This window comes from Microbacterium sp. Z6_144 (assembly GCF_057197625.1).
Map to the genome: position 1 here is coordinate 1,760,180 of NZ_JBXVPT010000001.1, position 18,550 is coordinate 1,778,729.

Sequence of the window (18,550 nt, forward strand, 5' to 3'; positions counted from 1 at the left end):
AGACATTCCCCGGCGCGGGCACCCGATGAGTGGCCCGGTAGCCTTGATCCGAGCCACCCCAGGAGAGTCCCTTGACTGATGCCGCCTCTGCGCCGGATGTGTCCTATCCCGCCGACGGGTTCGCCCTGTTCCCCGACCGCTCCGTCGTCGCTCTGCGCGTCAACGGCGAGCTGAAAGACCTCGCCACGGTCGTGACGGCCTCGGATGAGGTCGAACCGGTGACCATCGGCAGTCCTGACGGGCTCGCGATCCTCCGCCACTCCACGGCGCACGTGCTGGCCCAGGCGGTGCAGCGCATCGATCCCCAGGCGAACCTGGGGATCGGGCCGCCGATCACCGACGGGTTCTACTACGACTTCGCCGTCACCGAGCCGTTCGCGCCCGAGAGCCTCAAGGCCATCAAGAAGGAGATGGAGCGCATCGTCCGCGAAGGACAGCGCTTCATCCGCCGTGTGGTGACCGATGACGAAGCGCGCGCGGAACTCGCCGGCGAACCGTTCAAGCTCGAACTCATCGGCCTGAAGGGCGGGTCATCCGCCGCCGAGGGCGCGGACGTGGAGGTGGGCGGCACCGAGCTGACCATCTACGACAACGTCAACCGCGAGGGCGAGACCGTGTGGAAGGACCTCTGCCGCGGCCCTCACGTGCCGAGCACGCGCATGATCGGCAACGGGTGGGATCTGACCCGCGTCGCCGGAGCCTATTGGCGCGGCAGTGAGAAGAACCCGCAGCTGCAGCGCATCTACGGCACCGCGTGGCCGACCAAGGACGAGTTGCGCGCCTATCAGCACCGTCTCGAAGAGGCGGGCAAGCGCGATCACCGCAAGCTCGGCAAGGAGCTCGACCTCTTCTCCTTCCCCGACGAGATCGGCTCCGGCCTGTCTGTGTGGCATCCCAAGGGCGGGGTGGTCCGCGGCGAGATGGAGCAGCACGCACGACGCCGCCACATCCAGGGCGGTTACACCTACGTGTACACGCCGCACATCTCCAAGCAGGACCTCTTCCTGCAGTCGAACCACCTCGTCACGTACAAGGAGGGCATGTTCCCGCCCATCACCTTGGACGAGGAGCGCGACGCGGCGGGGGAGATCACGAAGCAGGGCGTCGACTACTACCTCAAGCCGATGAACTGCCCGATGCACATCCTCATCTACAAGGAACGCGCACGCAGTTACCGCGACCTGCCCATGCGCCTCGCCGAGAACGGGACGGTCTACCGCAACGAGCTCTCGGGTGCGCTGCACGGCCTCACTCGCGTCCGGGGGTTCACGCAGGACGATTCGCACCTGTTCGTCACCCCCGACCAGCTCGAGGCGGAGACCACCCGCGTGCTCGAGTTCGTCATCTCGATGCTGCGCGACTTCGGTCTGGACGACTTCGAACTCGAGCTGTCGATGCGCGACGACGAGAAGTCGAAGTGGATCGGCACCGACGAGTTCTGGGAGTACTCGACCGGCGCGCTGCGGAACGTGGCTCACTCGAGTGGCCTCAAGGTGACCGAGGTGCCGGGGGAGGCGGCCTTCTACGGGCCGAAGATCGACCTGAAGACCAAGGACGCCATCGGACGCACGTGGCAGCTGTCGACCGTTCAGGTCGACGTCAACCTGCCGGAGCGCTTCGACCTGGAGTACACCGGACCGGACGGTGAGAAGCACCGCCCGATCATGATCCACCGCGCCCTCTTCGGTTCGATCGAGCGGTTCTTCGCGATCCTGCTCGAGCACTACGCCGGCGCGTTCCCGGTGTGGTTGGCCCCCGTCCAGGCGGTGGGCATCCCCGTCGCCGACGAGTACGCCGACTATCTCGGGGACATCGTCGATCGCCTTCGCACCGATGGCGTGCGTGCCGAACTCGACCACAGCGACGACCGCATGCAGAAGAAGATCCGCACGCACACCACCCACAAGGTGCCGCTTCTGCTCATCGCCGGTGAGCAGGACCGCGCCGCCGGTACGGTGTCGTTCCGCTTCCGTGACGGAAGCCAGGAGAACGGTGTGCCGGTCGACGATGCGGTCCGCCGCATCCGCGAGGCCATCGACACGCACGCGCTCGTGAACACCGCGGAGGACCTCGCGTGAGCACGACGCCGGATGACGACGGGCGGCTCGTGGCTGCCGCCGAGTTGCCCGGCGTGCCCGACGAGTTCCAGCGGCTGTGGACACCGCATCGGATGGCGTACATCCAGGCGGGCCCGGAGCCGCTGCGCGAGGTCTGCCCCTTCGATGAGGCGCCGCTCAAGAGCGACGAAGACGGCCTGATCGTCGCGCGCGGGAAGACCGCGTACGCGCTCTTGAACCTGTTTCCGTACAACTCGGGGCACCTTCTGATCTGCCCGTACCGCCACATCGCGACGTACGACGAGGCGACGACGGAGGAGGTGGCCGAGATCGGCGCGATGACGCAGACCGCGATGCGCGTGCTGCGGTCGGTGTCGCGGTGCGACGGGTTCAACATCGGTATGAACCAGGGTGCGGTCGCCGGCGCCGGCGTCGCCGCCCACCTGCATCAGCACGTCGTGCCGCGGTGGGCGACGGATGCGAACTTCTTTCCGATCATCGCCAAGACCAAGGCGCTGCCGCAGCTGCTCGGAGAGGTCCGCCAAGCCGTCGCCGACGCCTGGCCCACCCCTGACCCAGTCGCGTAGGGTCCCTTCGACAAGCTCAGGGACCGGTCTGCGCTGAGGCCCTCGGCGCACCCGGTCGCTGAGCCCCTGGACGAACCCGGTCGCTGAGCCTGTCGAAGCGCCCGGAGCCACGGACCGCGTGGGGTCCCTTCGATGAGCCGGGGGCGAGTCGGGGGGTGGGGTTAGCGTGAGGGCATGAGCTCCCTCTCGCCCCGCCGCACGCGTGCCGCCGGCCTTCTCGTCCTCGCCGCGGCCGCGGCCCTCGGCGTCTCCGCGTGCACGGCCGTCCAGCCCGCTCCAGAGCCCTCGGACACGCGGGAGCCGGTGGCGGAGGAGACGGCCCCGGCGACGGCCACCTCGGCACCCGCCGCCGACGCCCTGGCCGAGCGCGACGAGTTCTTCGCCGCACAGGGACAGCCCAGCGATGGCTCGCTCCCCACCCCGCAGACGCCCGAGCAGCAGGAGTTTCTCGCGCAGCAGCGTGCCTACATCGAATCCCAGGGCGGCACGTGGGACGAGGTCTACGACGGGGTCGCCCTCGCCGTGACGCTCGACGCCTGCGAGACGTCGATCCTCAACGGCCACGAGGTCGACGCCGAGACCGCGCGCATGCACATCGACAGCTCCCCGCTGATCACGGAGATCGCCGGTGGAGACCCCGCCGCCACCCAGGGGCTGGCGAGCATCATGGTCTTCGGCACCGCGTTCATCTGCCCCACCGACGCGCCCCAGTGGGAGGCCGCGTTCGACACCCTGTACGGCTGAGGCTCAGCGCACCTGCCGCACGGTGAACTGCATCCGCGGGTGCGCGTAGGCCTCCTGCGACTCGACGAGCTGCAGTTCCCGCTCTCCGGAATCGAGCGTGCGCTGGAGCAGGTCGAACACGCTGGATGCGGTGCGCGCGAGGGCGTCCGCGGCATCCCGGGTGCGCACGTAGTGTGCCGTGAAGAGCGCGGCGGTCACGTCGCCCGACCCGTTCGCCTTCATCGGCAGCAGCGGCGTCTGCACGATCCATGCGCCCGCGTCATCGGCTACGAGCATCTCGATGGTGTCGGGCTCGCGGTCGGGGCGCTCCACGCTCGTGACGAGGATCGTCCGCGGTCCCATCGCGCGCGCCGCGTCCACCGAGGCGAGTGTGGACTCCAGCGTGTCGGGCTCGGTGCCGGTGAGAAAGCCCAACTCGAACTGGTTCGGCGTGATGATGTCGGCCACCGGCACCACGCGCTCGCGCAGCAGTTCCGGGATGGCCGGGGCCACGAAGCATCCCGACTTGGCGTTTCCCATCACCGGGTCGCACGCGTAGAGCGCCTCCGGGTTCGCGGCCTTCACGCGGCGCACGGCATCGACGATGACGTCTCCGATGCCCTCGCCGCCCTGGTACCCCGAGAGGACGGCGTCGATCTGCGGGAACACGCCCCGCTCCTCGACACCGGTGATCACCGCGGCGACATCGGACGGGTCGATCAGCGGGCCCCGCCAGGCGCCGTACCCGGTGTGGTTGGAGAAGTTCACGGTGTACACCGGCAGCACGTCGACGCCGATCCGCTGGAGCGGGAAAACAGCAGCCGAATTGCCGACGTGGCCGTACGCGACGGCGGACTGGATGGAGAGAATCTTCACGGGAACATCATCCTCTGGATGGGGACGCGGCGCGCGCGGCAGCGGCGAGGTCACTCGCCAGCGTCGCGGCCGAGCCGTCGTCGAGATCGTGCACGGTCAGTCGTAGGTGGGTGCTGACACGGCCGGGGGAGAGCGAGAACTCGTCGCCGGTGCGGGCGAGCCAGCCGCGGCGCATGAGTTGCTCGGAGACCGCCCGGGCCGGCGCCTGCACGTCGACCCACAGATTCAGCCCGTCTCCGGCCTCGCACGCGATGCCGTGCGCGCGCAGCCGCGCGGCGAACGCTCTGTTGCGCTCGGCGTAGTGCTCGGCCGCGCGCTCGATGGCCGCCGAGACGTCGGGGTCGGTCACCTGAGCGTGCGTCAGTCGCTGCAGGAGATGGCTGACCCACGTGGTCCCGGGTCGTAGCCGCAGCGCGAGCTGCTCCGCCGTCTCCGGGTCGGTCGCCGTCACGGCCAGGCACATGTCGGGACCCAGGAACTTCGACACCGATCGCACGAGCGCCCAGCGCCGGTGACCGGGACCGATCAGCGACGTGTAGGGCCGCCGCGAGAGCATCGCGTAGTGATCGTCCTCGATGACGAGGACGTAGGGATGCTCTGCCAGCACGCCGCGGAGTTCTTCCGCGCGCTGCGGTGACAGACTCGCCCCCGTCGGGTTCTGCGCGCGCGGCGTGCACAGAACGGCCCGCGCGCCGGCGTCCACGGCGGCACGGAGGCCCTCGACGGTCATCCCCTCCTCGTCCACGGGTACGGCCACGGGGCGGTAGCCACCGACGCGCACCGTGTGCATCGCCGAGAGGAAGCAGGGGTCTTCCAGCGCCACCGCGTCATCGCGGGTCAGCGCTTGCGACAGCAGGCGCTCCACCGCATCCACCGCGCCGTTCGTGACGGTCACCCGGAGGTCTTCCGGCAACAGGTCGGCCGCGAGCCATCCTGCGGCCCACTTCTCCAGGTCGGCGTCGACGACCGGCTCGCCGTACAGCACCGGGCGGCCGACGATGCGGCTCAGCGCCGGCGTCGGGTCGGGGATGAGCGCGGGGTCGGGGTTTCCCGTACCCACGTCGCGCAGCACGGTGTCGGCGGCGAAACCCTCCTGCGCGATGGGGCCGGGGTCGGCGATGCGGGTCCCACCGCGCCCCCGCGTCACGGCGATGCCGGCGGAGACCAGCAGCCGGTAGGCGGCGACCGCCGTGTTGCGGTTGACACCGAGTTCGGCGGCGAGGGTGCGAACGGGAGGAAGCGCATCGCCGGCGCGGAGTGACCCGCGCTCGCGCAGGCCGCGGATGCTCTCGGCGATGTCGGCCGCCGACCTCCCGGCGATCTGCGTGTCCATGCGTGTCCTCCGGTACTGATCCTAAGACGTGGAACATGCTATTTTCTGGCCTAGGTCAATCAGCGTCCCGCGGCACCCGGCCGCTCCAGGACAGGGCCCCTCGAAAGGATCTCGTCGTGAGCTCGATCGGAACCTCGCGCGTGAAGCGCGGACTGGCGGAGATGTTGAAGGGCGGCGTCATCATGGACGTCGTCACCGCCGACCAGGCGAAAATCGCCGAAGACGCCGGCGCGGTCGCCGTCATGGCGCTCGAGCGGGTACCCGCCGACATCCGCGCGCAGGGCGGCGTCGCACGGATGAGCGACCCCGACCTCATCGGCCAGATCATCGCCTCGGTATCCATCCCGGTGATGGCGAAGGCGCGCATCGGCCACTTCGTGGAGGCGCAGGTGCTCCAGGAGCTCGGCGTGGACTACATCGACGAGTCGGAGGTGCTCTCGCCCGCCGACTACGTCAACCACATCGACAAGTGGGGCTTCACGGTTCCGTTCGTCTGCGGCGCGACGAACCTCGGCGAGGCGCTCCGACGCATCACCGAAGGCGCGGCGATGATCCGGTCCAAGGGCGAGGCGGGCACCGGCGACGTGTCGGAGGCGACCAAGCACATCCGCACGATCACGGGCGAGATCAACAAACTGCGCTCGATGACCAAGGACGAGCTCTACGTCGCAGCGAAGGAACTGCAGGCGCCGTACGAGCTGGTGGCCGAGATCGCCGAGACCGGCGCCCTGCCCGTGGTCCTCTTCACCGCGGGAGGCGTGGCCACGCCCGCGGACGCGGCACTCATGATGCAGCTCGGCGCAGACGGCGTGTTCGTCGGATCCGGCATCTTCAAGGCGGGAAACCCCGCTCAGCGCGCGGCGGCCATCGTCCGCGCCACGACGTTCTTCGACGACCCGTCGGTCATCGCCGACGTGTCGAGGGGACTCGGCGAGGCCATGGTCGGCATCAACGTCGCCGACCTGGCCGCACCCCACCGCCTGGCCACGCGCGGCTGGTAACGGTGGCGCACCGGCCTCGCGTCGGCGTCCTCGCGCTGCAGGGCGACGTCCGCGAGCACACCCGCGTCCTGACCGGCCTGGGCGCAGATGTCGCACTCGTGCGCCGGCCCGAGGAACTCTCCGTCGTCGACGGCCTGGTCATCCCCGGCGGGGAATCGAGCGTCATCGACAAGCTGTCGCGCACCTTCGGGATGCAGCAGCCCATTCGCGACGCCATCGCCGGAGGCATGCCGGTATACGGCACCTGCGCCGGACTGATCCTCCTCGCCGACCGGATCACCGGCGGGATCGCCGGGCAGGAGACCTTCGGCGGACTGGACGTCGTGGTCGCGCGGAACGCCTTCGGGAGTCAGGTCGAGTCGTTCGAGACCGATCTGGACGTGCAAGGGTTCAACGGGGCCGTCCATGCCGCCTTCATCCGTGCGCCGATCGTCGAGCGGGTGGGGGAGCGGGCGCGTCCGATCGCCGCCCTTCCCGACGGCCGAGTGGTGGCCGTGGAGCAGGGTGTTCTCCTCGGGACGGCATTCCACCCGGAGGTGTCGGGGGAGACCCGGTTCCATGAGCGGTTCCTCGTGCACGTCCGGGCGCGCGGATGACGTCGGCGGCGCGTCCTAGGCTCGCGGCATGACCGAGTGGGCGGTGCTGCTGCGCGGCGTCAACGTGGGCGGGATCACGGTGCGCAGCGCCGACCTGCGCGAGACCCTCGAGGATCTCGAACTCTCCGGGGTCCGCACGATCCTCGCCAGCGGCAACGCGACGTTCACGAGCAGCGACCGACCGAGCGAGCGCGACACGCTGAAGAGGCGGGTCGAACGGGCGCTCCGCGACCGGTTCGCGTATGAGGCCTGGGTGCTGCTGTTCACCCGCCCGGCGCTCGCCGCGGCCGCGGAGGACTTCCCGTTCGACGCGACCGACGACGCCCGGCAGCCGTGGCTGCTCTTCTGCGCGGATGACGCGACGCGCGACGAGCTCGTCGCCGCCGCCGCATCCCTCGATTCCGCCATCGACCCCGTCGCCGGCGGCCCCGGCGTCGTCTACTGGAACCCCCCGAAAGGCTCCAGCACCGATACGGCGTTCGCGAAACTCATCGCCAAGCGCACCTATAAGGAGCGCACGACGAACCGGAACCTCCGAACAGTGCTCAAGATCCTCGCGTGAGCGCCACCAGACGCGTGAACGCCTCGAGAGTGCGTTCGATGTCGTCCTGCGTCGTCACCCACGACGACATCGAGCAGCGCAGCACCGCATGCCCCGCCCACACCGCTCCGGTCACAGCGGCGGTTCCCTCCGCGAGGATCGCCGCTCCGAGCGCCCGGGTGTCCGCGTCATCGTCGAGGCGGAACATCACCTGCGTGTAGGCAACGTCATTCATGATCGTCACGCCGGGGATGCGGCGAAGCCCGGCCTCCAGCGCACGCGCGCGGGTGTGCAGTCGCTCGACCAGGTCAGCCACCCCCGACCGGCCGAGGCTCCGCAGCGCGGCCCACACCGGAACGCCGCGCGCGCGGCGCGACAGCTCAGGGGTGACATCCCACGGGTCGAGACTCGAGTACATGAGGTAGTCGCCGCCGGTGCGGAACACCGCGATCGAGTCGGCGGGATTCCGCACGATCGCCATGCCGCAGTCGTACGGCACGTTCAGGGTCTTATGCGCGTCGGTCGTCCATGAGTCCGCATCGGTCATGCCCGCGGTCAGGTGCGCCAGCGCAGGGGATGCTGCCGCCCACGCCCCGAACGCACCATCCACATGCACCCAGGCGTCGCGCGCTCGTGCCAGGGGGATGAGTTCCGCGAAGGGGTCGAACGCGCCGGAGTGCACCTCCCCGGCCTGCACGCAGACGACCACGGGGTCACCGCCGCACAGCGTGAGCGACTGCTCGAGCCCATCCGGCAGCATCCGACCCTGGTCGTCCCCGGCGGCCACGACGATGTCGTCCTCGCCGATGCCGAGGAACCGCGCGGCGCGATCGACCGAGCCGTGCCGGTCTGCGCCGACGACCAGGCGCACCCGCGGCGCACCATGCACACCGTGCCGGGCGATATCCCATCCCCGCCGCCGCAGCACGGCGGCGCGGGCGGCGGCCAGGCAGACGAAGTTCGACATCTGTGCGCCGGTAACGAACCCGACGGAAGCGCCCGGCGGCAGCCCCAGGAGGTCGAGGATCCACTCGCCTGCCACGCGCTCGAGGGCGACCGTCGCCGTCGTCATCGTGCTCGATCCGGAGTTCTGATCCCACGTCGACACGAGCCAGTCGGCCGCGAGAGCTGCCGGCAGCGTGCCACCGATGACGAAGCCGAAGAACCGGCCGCCGGGGATGGCGACCAGCCCCGGCTCGGCCCCCTCCGCCAGGTCGGTGACGACGGCCGCGGGCGGCATCCCTTCGTCCGGGAGGGCGCCCCCGAATCGGGCGAGCATGTCGTCGAGGGTCGCCCGAGGCCACACCGCCCGCTCGGGCAGGCTCGCCAGGAAGGCGGAGGCCGCTGCGTGCGCGGCGTGCAACGCTTCATCGCGTTCGTCCACGCCGACAGTGTGGACCCACCTCGCCCGGGCAGCAAGACCCGTCCCCGCGGCCCCGGCCGCCGCATCCCCGCCGCATCCGCCGAGTGCACGACCTCCTGCCGAGCGCACGGCGTATCGGCGCAGAAACCCCGTGCGCTCGGCAGGAACCCGTGCAGTCGACGACTCGCCGGGACCCGCGACCCGGGCCGAGGACACCGCGTGTGTGCGAGGCGAGAGGGCCCACGCGTAGAATTGGCTCCATGTCCGGCCACTCCAAGTGGGCGACCACCAAGCACAAGAAAGCCGTCATCGACTCTCGCCGTGCCAAGTCGTTCGCCAAGCTCATCAAGAACATCGAGGTCGCCGCCAAGATGGGCGGCGCCGATCTCGCGGGAAACCCCACGCTGTACGACGCCGTACAGAAGGCGAAGAAGACCTCCGTCCCCAACGACAACATCGACCGCGCCATCAAGCGCGGTGCCGGAATCGGCGGCGAAGCGGTCGAGTACACCTCGATCATGTATGAGGGCTACGGCCCGAACGGCGTGGCGCTCATGATCGAGTGTCTGACCGACAACAAGAACCGCGCGGCCGCGGAGGTGCGCACGGCGCTGAGCCGCAACGGCGGGAACCTCGCCGATCCCGGGAGCGTCGCGTACAACTTCACCCGCAAGGGCGTGATCGTCGTCTCCGGCGAGGCCACCAGCGAGGACGACATCATGATGGCGGTGCTGGACGCCGGCGCGGAGGAAGTCGAGCCCCACGGCGACGGATTCGCCGTCGTCACGGAGGCCTCCGACCTGGTGACGGTGCGCACAGCTCTGCAGGACGCGGGAATCGACTACGAGTCGGCAGACGTCGAGTTCGTCCCGAACCTCAAGGTCGAGATCGACGCCGACACCGCCCGGAAGGTCTTCCGCCTCATCGACGCCCTCGAAGACAGCGACGACGTGCAGAACGTCTTCAGCAACTTCGACCTCACGTCCGACGTGCAGGCCGAGCTCGAAGAAGACGACTGAGCAGGCGCGCCTGCCACCCGCCGTCTTCCCCCGCGCTTAGCGTGGGGGAGTGACCTCCCGCCCGTCCCTCCGCGTGCTCGGCGTCGACCCGGGGCTGACCCGGTGCGGCGTGGGGATCGTGGACGTCGCACCCGACCGCTCGGCACGACTCGTGCATGTCGGCGTCATCCGATCCGCCCCCGACCTGCCGATCGAACTCCGGCTCGCGGCGATCGCCGCGGGCCTCCGCGAGGTGCTCGATGCGCATTCGCCCGATGTCGTGGCTGTCGAGCGGGTGTTCGCCCAGGACAACCTGCACACGGTCATGGGAACGGCGCAGGCCAGCGGCATCGCCCTCATGCTGGCAGGCGAACGCGGGCTCCGCGCGGCCACCCACACCCCGAGCGAGGTGAAGGCCGCGGTGACCGGCTACGGCTCCGCCGACAAACGACAGGTGCAGACGATGGTGGCGCGCGTGCTGCGCCTGGACGAGCTCCCGCAACCCGCGGATGCGGCGGACGCCCTCGCCCTGGCCCTCTGCCACGCCTGGCGATCCGGACCGGGAAGCGCGTCGACGACGACCGGTGCCCTCACCCCCGCCCAGAAGGCCTGGCGCGACGCGGAGCAGCGCACCGTGCGTGTCGGTCGAACAAAGATGCGAACCCGCCCGTAGGCTCGCTGCATGATCTCCTCCGTCACCGGCACGGTCGCGCACGTCGACGACGACGCGATCGTCGTCGTCGTGGGTGGGGTCGGCTTCACGGTCGCCGTCGTCCCGCAGTTGGCTCGCGCGTCGGCCATCGGCTCCGACATCCATCTGCACACCACCCTCATCGTCCGCGAAGACGCCCTGTCGCTCTTCGGATTCGAAACCCGCGAGGAGCTCCTCGTGTTCGGCCAGCTCCTGAGCGTGACCGGCGTGGGTCCGAAGTCGGCCCTCGGCGTGCTGTCGTCCCTCACCGTGCCGCAGATCGCCGAGGCCGTGACGGCAGACGACGACGCGCCGTTCCGGCGCGTGTCGGGGATCGGCCCGAAGACGGCGAAACTCATCGTCGTGCAGTTGGCGGGCAAGCTCCTCGCGCCGCGCACCGCCGCACCCGCCACCGCACGCCCGAGCGGTACCGTCCCGGCGCAGGTCGCCCAGGCCCTGGTCGGGCTGGGCTGGTCGGAGCGAGTCGCGATCGAGGCGGTCGCGAGCGTGTCCGACGGAGCATCCGACACCGACCGCGCGTCGGTTCAGGCGCTCCTGCGCCTGACGCTCGGGATGCTGGGACCTGCGCGCAGGGAGCCCGCCGGTGGTTGACGTGCATGACGCCGGGACGCCGGAGGACGACAGCGAACTCGCGATCGAGGGAGCGCTGCGGCCCACGTCGCTCGCCGACTTCGTCGGCCAGCACAAGGTGCGCGGGCAGCTGCAGTTGCTGCTGGACGCCGCCCGCATCCAGCAGCGTTCCCCCGACCACATCCTGCTCTCCGGCCCTCCGGGGCTGGGCAAGACCACCCTGGCGATGATCGTCGCCCATGAGAGCAACCGCCCGCTGCGACTGTCCAGCGGCCCCGCGATCCAGCACGCTGGCGACCTGGCCGCCCTGCTGTCGAGCCTCACACCGGGGGAGGTGCTCTTCATCGACGAGGTGCACCGGATGGCCCGTTCGGCCGAGGAGATGCTGTACCTGGCGATGGAGGATTTCCGCATCGACATCATGGTCGGCAAGGGCGCCGGCGCCACCAGCATCCCGCTCGATCTGGCGCCCTTCACCCTGGTGGGCGCAACCACCCGCTCGGGCCTCCTGCCCAATCCGCTGCGCGATCGCTTCGGGTTCACGGCACACCTGGAGTACTACGAGCCCGCCGAGCTGGAGCGGGTTGTGGAGCGTTCGTCGGCGATGCTCGGCGTCCCGCTCCCTCCGCGCGCCCGCGCCGAGATCGCCCAGCGCTCCCGGGGCACACCCCGCATCGCGAACCGGCTGCTCCGCCGCGTGCGCGACTACCTGGTCGTCCACGACGCCCTGGATGCCGACCTGGCAGCGGTGGGCGCCGCGCTCGACCTGTACGACGTGGACTCGATCGGTCTGGACCGCCTCGATCGCGCGGTGCTGGACGCTCTCGTGCGGAGGTTTCGCGGCGGCCCGGTGGGGCTGTCGACCCTGGCCGTGGCCGTCGGCGAGGAGGCGGAGACCATCGAATCGGTGGTGGAGCCCTACCTCGTCCGCATCGGTTTCATGGGCCGAACGCCCCGCGGTCGTGTCGCGACCCCGGCTGCTGCCGCGCATCTGGGAGTGCGCGCGGACGACGGTGCGCTTCGACTGCATGACCTATAATCGCTGAAGGCTATCGCCGCCCTCTTCCCTCCTCGAAGGCAGTGCCGCAGCGGCGCGCCGAAACCGAAAGGTGCCCCGACTCATGGAACTTGCGGAATTCTTCGCCAATTACGGGCTCATCATCCTGCTCGTACTCCTCCTGGTCTTCATGTTCTGGAGCTCCCGCCGCCGGATGCAGAAGCAGAAAGAGGAGCAGGAGGCCAAGGCACGCCAGACCGTTCCCGGCGCCGAGGTCCTCCTCCAGGGCGGCCTGTACGGCACGATCGTCGAGTACGACGCCGACGACCTGGACAAGCCCGCTCGCGTCGAGATCGCTCCGGGCGTCGAGATCAAGGTGCACAGCCAGGCCGTGCTGCGCATCGTGAACCCCACCGAGGGCTTCGTCACCGAGGACGACTTCATCGAGTCCGAGGAGAGCGAGGCCGAGTACATCGCCGGCGTTGCCGACCGTGACATCACCTCGATCAGTGACGACCAGAAGCGCTCGCACGACCTCGACGGCGAGTCCAAGGACAAGCCCCAGGCCTGATCCCCCCGTTCGCCGTACAGAGAGCCGAATACGTGGCGCCTTCCACCCCCGTTCGCCATGCCTGGCGCGCCCTGACCGGACTCGTGGCCATCACGGCCATCCTGTTCGGGATCAACGCGCTGGGCGTGTACGTCTTCCAGCAGAGTTCGTGGACTCCCGAACTCGCACTGGACCTTCAGGGCGGCACGCAGATCGTCCTGGAGGCCCAGGCGGCAGAGGGCGCCGAGCCGTCGGCTGAGCAGATGCAGCAGGCGGTGACGATCATCCGCCAGCGCGTGGATGCGACGGGCGTCGGCGAAGCGGACATCACCACCGAAGGTGGCCGCAACATCGTCGTGCAGATCCCCGGGGAAGCAGACGCCGAGACGCGCGAGCGCATCGAGGCGACCGCGCAGTTGCAACTCCGAGCCGTGCTGTTCGCGGGCGCGCCGGCCACCACCTTCGTGGGGGAGGACGGCGAAGAGACCCCGTACCCCTCCGCCGACCCCGCCCTGCCGGCCACCCCGACCGTGGCGCCGACCAACGGCAGCGACCAGGCGTGGATCACCCCGGCGCTGCAGTCGCAGTTCCTCGCCTACGACTGCGCGGATCCGGCCAACGACCCGGCCAACGCGCCGGCGGACCAGCCGCTGATCACGTGCGACGCCGAGCAGACGGTCAAGTACATCCTCGGCCCCGTGGAACTGGACGGCACCTCGATCGACGACGCCACGAACGGCGTCGACCCCAACAACGGCCGCTGGGTGGTCAACCTCAACTTCAACGACGAGGGCACGCGCGTCTTCGGCGACATCAGCGAGCGCATGTTCGGCGCGACGCCGCCGCTGGATCAGTTCGCCTTCGTGCTGGACGGCTCGGTGCTCTCCGCGCCGCAGATGAACGGCGTCATCCTCGACGGCAACCCGTCGATCAGCGGGTCCTTCGACCAGGAAACCTCGCAGGTCCTGGCCGACCAGCTGAAGTACGGCGCCCTCCCGCTGAGCTTCGTCGTCGTCAGCTCCGACACCATCTCGGCGACCCTCGGGTCGCAGCAGCTGCAGATCGGTCTCATCGCCGGCCTCATCGGGCTCGCCCTCGTCGCGATCTACTCGCTCGTGGTCTACCGCGCCCTCGGCTCGGTCATCATCGCCTCGCTCGCGGTGATGGCGGTGCTGACCTACGTGACGCTGTGCATCCTGGCGTGGCGGATGGGCTTCCGCCTGTCCCTGGCGGGCGTGGCGGGCCTGATCGTCACCATCGGCTTCACCGCCGACTCGTTCATCGTCTACTTCGAGCGCATCCGCGACGAACTCCGCGACGGCAAGTCGATCACGAGCGCCGTCGAAGACGGGTGGGCGCGCGCCAAGCGCACGATCTACATCTCGAAGTCGATCAACATCCTCGCCGCCGTGGTGCTGTACATCCTCGCCGACGCCACGGTGAAGGGTTTCGCCTTCACCCTCGGGCTGACGACGGCCATCGACATCCTCATCTTCATCCTGTTCACCCACCCGGTGATGCAGCTGCTCGCCCGCACCCGGTTCTTCGGCTCGGGGCACCCGCTCTCCGGCATGGACCCGCAGGCGCTCGGCGCGGTGTACCGCGGCCGCGCGGAGTTCCGTGCGCCGGTCACCACCGACCGAGGACGCTCGGCGCGGTCGCGTGGTGAGGCGCAGCGGCGTCAGACGATCGCCGAGCGCAAGCAGGCCGAACGGGCCGCATCCCAGGGAGCGAGCGGCGATACGCTCACCGCCGTGAAGAAGGGCGACGACTGATGCGCACCATGGGTCAGCTCGGCAACGACCTCTACACCGGCAAGACGTCGTTCCCCTTCGTCGGGCGACGCCGGCTGTGGTTCATCATCGCCGCCATCCTCGTGATCGGCTCGGCGCTGGTGCCCCTCATCCGGCCCGTCCAGCTCTCGATCGAGTTCACGGGCGGTTCGCAGTTCACCGTGTCGGGTCTGACCGCACCCGACCAGACGCTGGCATCCGAAGCCGTGCAGACCGTGGTCCCCGAGGCGGTCTCGCGCGTCACCACGGTCGGCGACTCCGCCGTCCGCGTCCAGACCGATCAGATGAGCGCCGACGAGACCGACCAGGTCTCGGCCGCCCTCGCCGACGTCTACGGCGTGTCGACGTCGGAGGTCACCGCGTCCTTCATCGGTCCGAGCTGGGGCGCCGACGTCACGCGGCAGTCGCTGTGGGGCCTGGCGATCTTCCTCGCGCTGACCTTCCTCATCCTCGCGCTGTACTTCCGCACGTGGAAGATGTCGGTCGCCGCCATCGTCGGACTCGTCGACGTCCTGATCATCACCGTCGGCGTGTATGCGCTGGCCGGGTTGGAGATCTCCCCGGCCGCGGTCATCGGGTTCCTCACGATCCTGTCGTATTCGCTGTACGACACCACCGTCGTCTTCGACAAGGTTCGCGAGAACACCAGGGACGACGGCGAGATCTCCGGGCGCACCTTCGGGGAGTCGGTCAACCTCGCGGTGAACCAGACGCTCATCCGCTCCATCAACACGACCGTCGTGGCGGTGCTCCCCGTGGGCGCGATCCTGTTCATCGGCGCGATCTGGTTCGACGCGCGCACGCTCAGCGACATCTCGCTGTCGATCTTCGTCGGGACCATCGTCGCGGCATACTCGACGCTGTTCGTCGCCGCCCCGCTGTTCTCCCTCCTCCGCGAGAACGAACCGGCGATCAAGCAGCGCGACGCGCGGGTGCTCCAGGCTCGCGAGCGCGCCGGCGCGCCGGTCTGAGCGCGTCGGCGCGGGCGTAGGATGATCGCGACCAAACGAACAGAGGAGGTGCCCGGATGACGGAAACAGCGCCTCCGGTCGCCCAGACCTCGTCGCTCCGCCGTCTCGTGCCGCGGATCTTCTCCCGCTCCGCCAAGCGCGACGGCGTCGATCAGCTCCTCCGCACGGTACGCACGCACCATCCCAAGGGCGACCTCGGGATCATCGAGCGGGCCTACGCCGTGGCCGACACCCAGCACGCCGGTCAGAAGCGTCAGAGCGGCGAGCCGTACATCACGCACCCGCTCGCGGTGGCGCAGATCCTCGCAGACCTCGGGCTCGGTCCGAAGGCGATCGCGGCAGCGCTCCTCCACGACACCGTCGAAGACACCGGGTACCCGCTCGACGAGCTCGCGGCGGAGTTCGGCGACGAGGTGGCGATGCTCGTTGACGGCGTCACCAAGCTCGACAAGGTCAAATACGGCGAGAGCGCACAGGCCGAGACCGTCCGCAAGATGATCGTCGCCATGTCGCGCGACATCCGTGTTCTCGTCATCAAGCTCGCCGACCGTCTCCACAACGCGCGCACCTGGGGTTTCGTGCCCCCGGAGAAGGCGGCGAAGAAAGCCACCGAGACGCTCGAGATCTACGCGCCGCTCGCGCATCGCCTCGGCATCCAGGCGATCAAGTCGGAGCTGGAGGAGCTCTCGTTCGCGGTGCTGCATCCCAAGCTGTACGCCGAGATCGAGAGCCTCGTCAAGCAGCGCACCCCCCAGCGCGAACAGTACGTGCAGAACGTGATCGCCTCCGTCGACGCCGACCTGCGGGAACTCCGGATCCGCGGCCGCGTGATGGGCCGCCCGAAGCAGCTGTACTCCGTGTACCAGAAGATGGTCGTGCGCGGTCGTGAGTTCGATGACATCTACGACCTCATCGGCATCCGCGTCCTCGTGAGCACGGTCCGCGACTGCTACGCCGTGCTCGGTGCCATCCACGCACGATGGACTCCGCTGCCGGGCCGCTTCAAGGACTACATCGCCACGCCCAAGTTCAACCTCTACCAGTCGCTGCACACCACCGTGATCGGCCCCGGCGGCCGCACCGTGGAGATCCAGATCCGCACGCACGAGATGAACCAGCAGGCCGAGTACGGCGTCGCCGCGCACTGGAAGTACAAGGAACGGATGAACGGCGGCAAGGCCGACGGCAAGTCGGCTGACACCGACATGGCCTGGCTCGCGCATATCTCCGACTGGCAGGCCGAGACCGCCGACCCGGGCGAGTTCCTGGACGCGCTGCGTTTCGAGATCGGCGCCAAAGAGGTCTACGTGTTCACGCCGAAGGGGCGCGTCATCGGACTCCCCGCCGGTGCGACCCCGGTCGACTTCGCGTACGCGGTGCACACCGAGATCGGCCACCGCACCATGGGTGCGAAGGTCAACGGGCGCCTGGTGCCGCTGGAGTCGACCTTGACCAGCGGCGACGTCGTGGAGGTCTTCACCTCGAAGAATCCCGACGCCGGTCCCAGTCAGGACTGGCTGGGTTTCGTCCAGAGCACGCGCGCCCGCAACAAGATCCGCGGGTGGTTCACGAAGGAGCGCCGAGAAGAGGCGATCGAGCAGGGCAAGGAGTCCATCGCGCGGGCGATGCGCCGGCAGAACCTGCCGCTGCAGAAGCTGATGAGCCAGGACTCCTTCACCGAGGTCGCCCATCAGCTGCGCTACGAGGACGTCTCGGCGCTGTACGCGGCCGTCGGCGAGGGGCACGTCTCCACGCAATCGGTGATCGAGAAGGTCACCGCGCTCGTCAGCGCCGCCGAGGACACCTCCACCGGCCCGATCGAGCTGCCCCAGGTGGGCCGGAGCCGCGCGCCGCGCGGCGGCGACTCCGGCGTGCTCGTGCGGGGCGCGCCCGACATCCTCGTCAAGCTCGCCAAGTGCTGCACGCCCGTTCCCGGCGACGCCATCATCGGGTTCGTCACACGCGGCAGCGGTGTCTCCGTCCACCGCGCGGACTGCACCAACGTCAAGTCGCTCGAGGCCGACCCCGAGCGGATGATCGAGGTCGAGTGGGCCCCGACGTCCAAGAGCGTCTTCCTCGTGCAGATCCAGGTCGAGGCCCTCGACCGTTCAGGGCTGCTCAGCGACGTGACCCGCGTGCTCAGCGAGCACCACGTGAACATCCTCTCCGCGACCGTGCAGACCAACAACGACCGGCTCGCCCTCAGCCGCTTCGTCTTCGAGATGGGCGACACGGTGCACCTGGACCGGGTGCTCAACGCGGTGCGGCGGATCGACGCGGTCTACGACGTCTACCGCGTCACCTCGTCCTGAATCGCCGCGAGCAGCGCCTCCGCACGCCGCCGATGGGGGATGCGGTCGCGCCGGGCGAACCACGACGCCGCCTCGTCGGCGATGCCCGGGTCGCGGTGCACCCATGACCGCAGCGCGGTCTCGTGAGGCGCGCCGGGCGTGCGGGCGAGATCGGCGGCGGTGCGGGCGCGCGTGGTCACCCAGACGCTTCCGGCCTGCAGCAGATCCTCGGGGGCGACGCACGGATCGTGGTAGATCAGGCGCCGGTCGATGATGTGGTGCAGCCGTCGCGGCACGGCCCGCTGCGCACTGTGCCGGAGCGGCGGCTGGTCGATGCCGCCGAGGACCCACGCCGCACTCACGTGCGACGCCGCGAGACAGTCGCCGAGCATCCGCGCCAGGCTCGCGGCGCGCAGCGCGACCGACTCGACGATGTCGGCGGGCACGAAACCCTCGCCGAGGGCGATGAGGTCACCGTCCAGGCACGCCGCCGTGAGCTCGGCCTGAGAGAGCCGGCCGCCGGCGAAGTACACGAAGGGCGAGGTCATCCCCGCAGTCTCACCCACGCGCGTCGGCGCGCACGCCGGGCCC

18 protein-coding genes are annotated in these 18,550 nt (G+C 69.6%); 14 read left to right on the plus strand and 4 right to left on the minus strand.

Going from position 1 to position 18,550, the window contains the following annotated elements:
• Positions 1-71: 71 nt before the first annotated feature.
• The 3 genes from thrS (at position 72) to AC2DGY_RS08635 (ending at position 3,388) form a co-directional block, all read left to right on the plus strand.
• Positions 72-2,078, plus strand: a complete 2,007-nt coding sequence (gene thrS / locus AC2DGY_RS08625; protein WP_484509277.1) for a threonine--tRNA ligase — start codon at positions 72-74, stop codon at positions 2,076-2,078.
• Positions 2,075-2,644, plus strand: a complete 570-nt coding sequence (locus tag AC2DGY_RS08630; RefSeq protein ID WP_484509278.1) for an HIT family protein — start codon at positions 2,075-2,077, stop codon at positions 2,642-2,644. Before thrS ends, AC2DGY_RS08630 begins: the two co-directional genes overlap by 4 nt.
• 174 nt (positions 2,645-2,818) lie before the next feature.
• Positions 2,819-3,388 (plus strand): hypothetical protein, encoded by a 570-nt coding sequence (locus tag AC2DGY_RS08635; RefSeq protein ID WP_484509279.1) that lies wholly within the window; start codon positions 2,819-2,821, stop codon positions 3,386-3,388.
• Positions 3,389-3,391: 3 nt separating this feature from the next.
• On the opposite strand, the gene pdxY is transcribed toward AC2DGY_RS08635, so the two are convergent.
• Positions 3,392-4,243, minus strand: a complete 852-nt coding sequence (gene pdxY / locus AC2DGY_RS08640) for a pyridoxal kinase PdxY (protein WP_484509280.1) — start codon at positions 4,241-4,243, stop codon at positions 3,392-3,394.
• A gap of 7 nt (positions 4,244-4,250) precedes the next feature.
• Complete coding sequence (locus AC2DGY_RS08645) at positions 4,251-5,576, minus strand: aminotransferase class I/II-fold pyridoxal phosphate-dependent enzyme (protein ID WP_484509281.1); 1,326 nt, start codon at positions 5,574-5,576, stop codon at positions 4,251-4,253.
• Between the two features lie 116 nt (positions 5,577-5,692).
• Between AC2DGY_RS08645 and pdxS the strand changes: the two genes are divergently transcribed.
• The 3 genes from pdxS to AC2DGY_RS08660 are packed head-to-tail and all read left to right on the plus strand — an operon-like array spanning position 5,693 to position 7,735.
• Complete coding sequence (gene pdxS, locus AC2DGY_RS08650) at positions 5,693-6,577, plus strand: pyridoxal 5'-phosphate synthase lyase subunit PdxS (protein WP_484509282.1); 885 nt, start codon at positions 5,693-5,695, stop codon at positions 6,575-6,577.
• A gap of 2 nt (positions 6,578-6,579) precedes the next feature.
• Positions 6,580-7,173 (plus strand): pyridoxal 5'-phosphate synthase glutaminase subunit PdxT, encoded by a 594-nt coding sequence (gene pdxT, locus AC2DGY_RS08655; RefSeq protein WP_484509283.1) that lies wholly within the window; start codon positions 6,580-6,582, stop codon positions 7,171-7,173.
• A 28-nt stretch (positions 7,174-7,201) separates the two neighbouring features.
• Positions 7,202-7,735, plus strand: coding sequence for a DUF1697 domain-containing protein (locus tag AC2DGY_RS08660; protein WP_484509284.1), 534 nt, complete (start codon positions 7,202-7,204; stop codon positions 7,733-7,735).
• Here AC2DGY_RS08660 and AC2DGY_RS08665 read toward each other — a convergent pair.
• On the minus strand, positions 7,719-9,098 hold the full coding sequence (locus AC2DGY_RS08665; RefSeq protein ID WP_484509285.1) for a pyridoxal phosphate-dependent decarboxylase family protein: 1,380 nt from the start codon (positions 9,096-9,098) through the stop codon (positions 7,719-7,721). The two genes, AC2DGY_RS08660 and AC2DGY_RS08665, sit on opposite strands and share 17 nt — an antisense overlap.
• Before the next feature lie 239 nt (positions 9,099-9,337).
• Here AC2DGY_RS08665 and AC2DGY_RS08670 point away from each other — a divergent pair, with 239 nt between their 5' ends.
• The 8 genes from AC2DGY_RS08670 (at position 9,338) to AC2DGY_RS08705 (ending at position 17,980) form a co-directional block, all read left to right on the plus strand.
• Positions 9,338-10,096 (plus strand): YebC/PmpR family DNA-binding transcriptional regulator, encoded by a 759-nt coding sequence (locus AC2DGY_RS08670; protein ID WP_484509286.1) that lies wholly within the window; start codon positions 9,338-9,340, stop codon positions 10,094-10,096.
• Positions 10,097-10,145: 49 nt separating this feature from the next.
• The gene (gene ruvC / locus AC2DGY_RS08675; protein ID WP_484509287.1) at positions 10,146-10,748 is read left to right on the plus strand and encodes a crossover junction endodeoxyribonuclease RuvC; all 603 of its coding nucleotides are present in this window, start codon (positions 10,146-10,148) and stop codon (positions 10,746-10,748) included.
• 9 nt (positions 10,749-10,757) lie between these two features.
• Positions 10,758-11,378 (plus strand): Holliday junction branch migration protein RuvA, encoded by a 621-nt coding sequence (gene ruvA / locus AC2DGY_RS08680; RefSeq protein WP_484509288.1) that lies wholly within the window; start codon positions 10,758-10,760, stop codon positions 11,376-11,378.
• On the plus strand, positions 11,371-12,396 hold the full coding sequence (ruvB, locus tag AC2DGY_RS08685; RefSeq protein WP_484509289.1) for a Holliday junction branch migration DNA helicase RuvB: 1,026 nt from the start codon (positions 11,371-11,373) through the stop codon (positions 12,394-12,396). The genes ruvA and ruvB overlap by 8 nt, the downstream gene beginning before the upstream one ends.
• 82 nt (positions 12,397-12,478) lie before the next feature.
• Positions 12,479-12,925, plus strand: coding sequence for a preprotein translocase subunit YajC (locus AC2DGY_RS08690; RefSeq protein ID WP_484509290.1), 447 nt, complete (start codon positions 12,479-12,481; stop codon positions 12,923-12,925).
• 32 nt (positions 12,926-12,957) lie between these two features.
• Entirely contained in the window at positions 12,958-14,679 is a 1,722-nt protein-coding gene (gene secD / locus AC2DGY_RS08695; RefSeq protein WP_484509291.1) for a protein translocase subunit SecD, read from the plus strand.
• A complete protein-coding gene (gene secF / locus AC2DGY_RS08700; protein WP_484509292.1) occupies positions 14,679-15,668 on the plus strand; it encodes a protein translocase subunit SecF in 990 nt (329 codons plus the stop codon). Before secD ends, secF begins: the two co-directional genes overlap by 1 nt.
• A gap of 56 nt (positions 15,669-15,724) precedes the next feature.
• Positions 15,725-17,980 carry a RelA/SpoT family protein gene (locus AC2DGY_RS08705; protein ID WP_484509293.1) on the plus strand — a complete coding sequence of 752 codons (2,256 nt, stop codon included), beginning with the start codon at positions 15,725-15,727 and terminating at the stop codon, positions 17,978-17,980.
• Here AC2DGY_RS08705 and AC2DGY_RS08710 read toward each other — a convergent pair.
• Complete coding sequence (locus AC2DGY_RS08710; protein ID WP_484509294.1) at positions 17,959-18,507, minus strand: hypothetical protein; 549 nt, start codon at positions 18,505-18,507, stop codon at positions 17,959-17,961. The two genes, AC2DGY_RS08705 and AC2DGY_RS08710, sit on opposite strands and share 22 nt — an antisense overlap.
• Positions 18,508-18,550 lie beyond the last annotated feature (43 nt).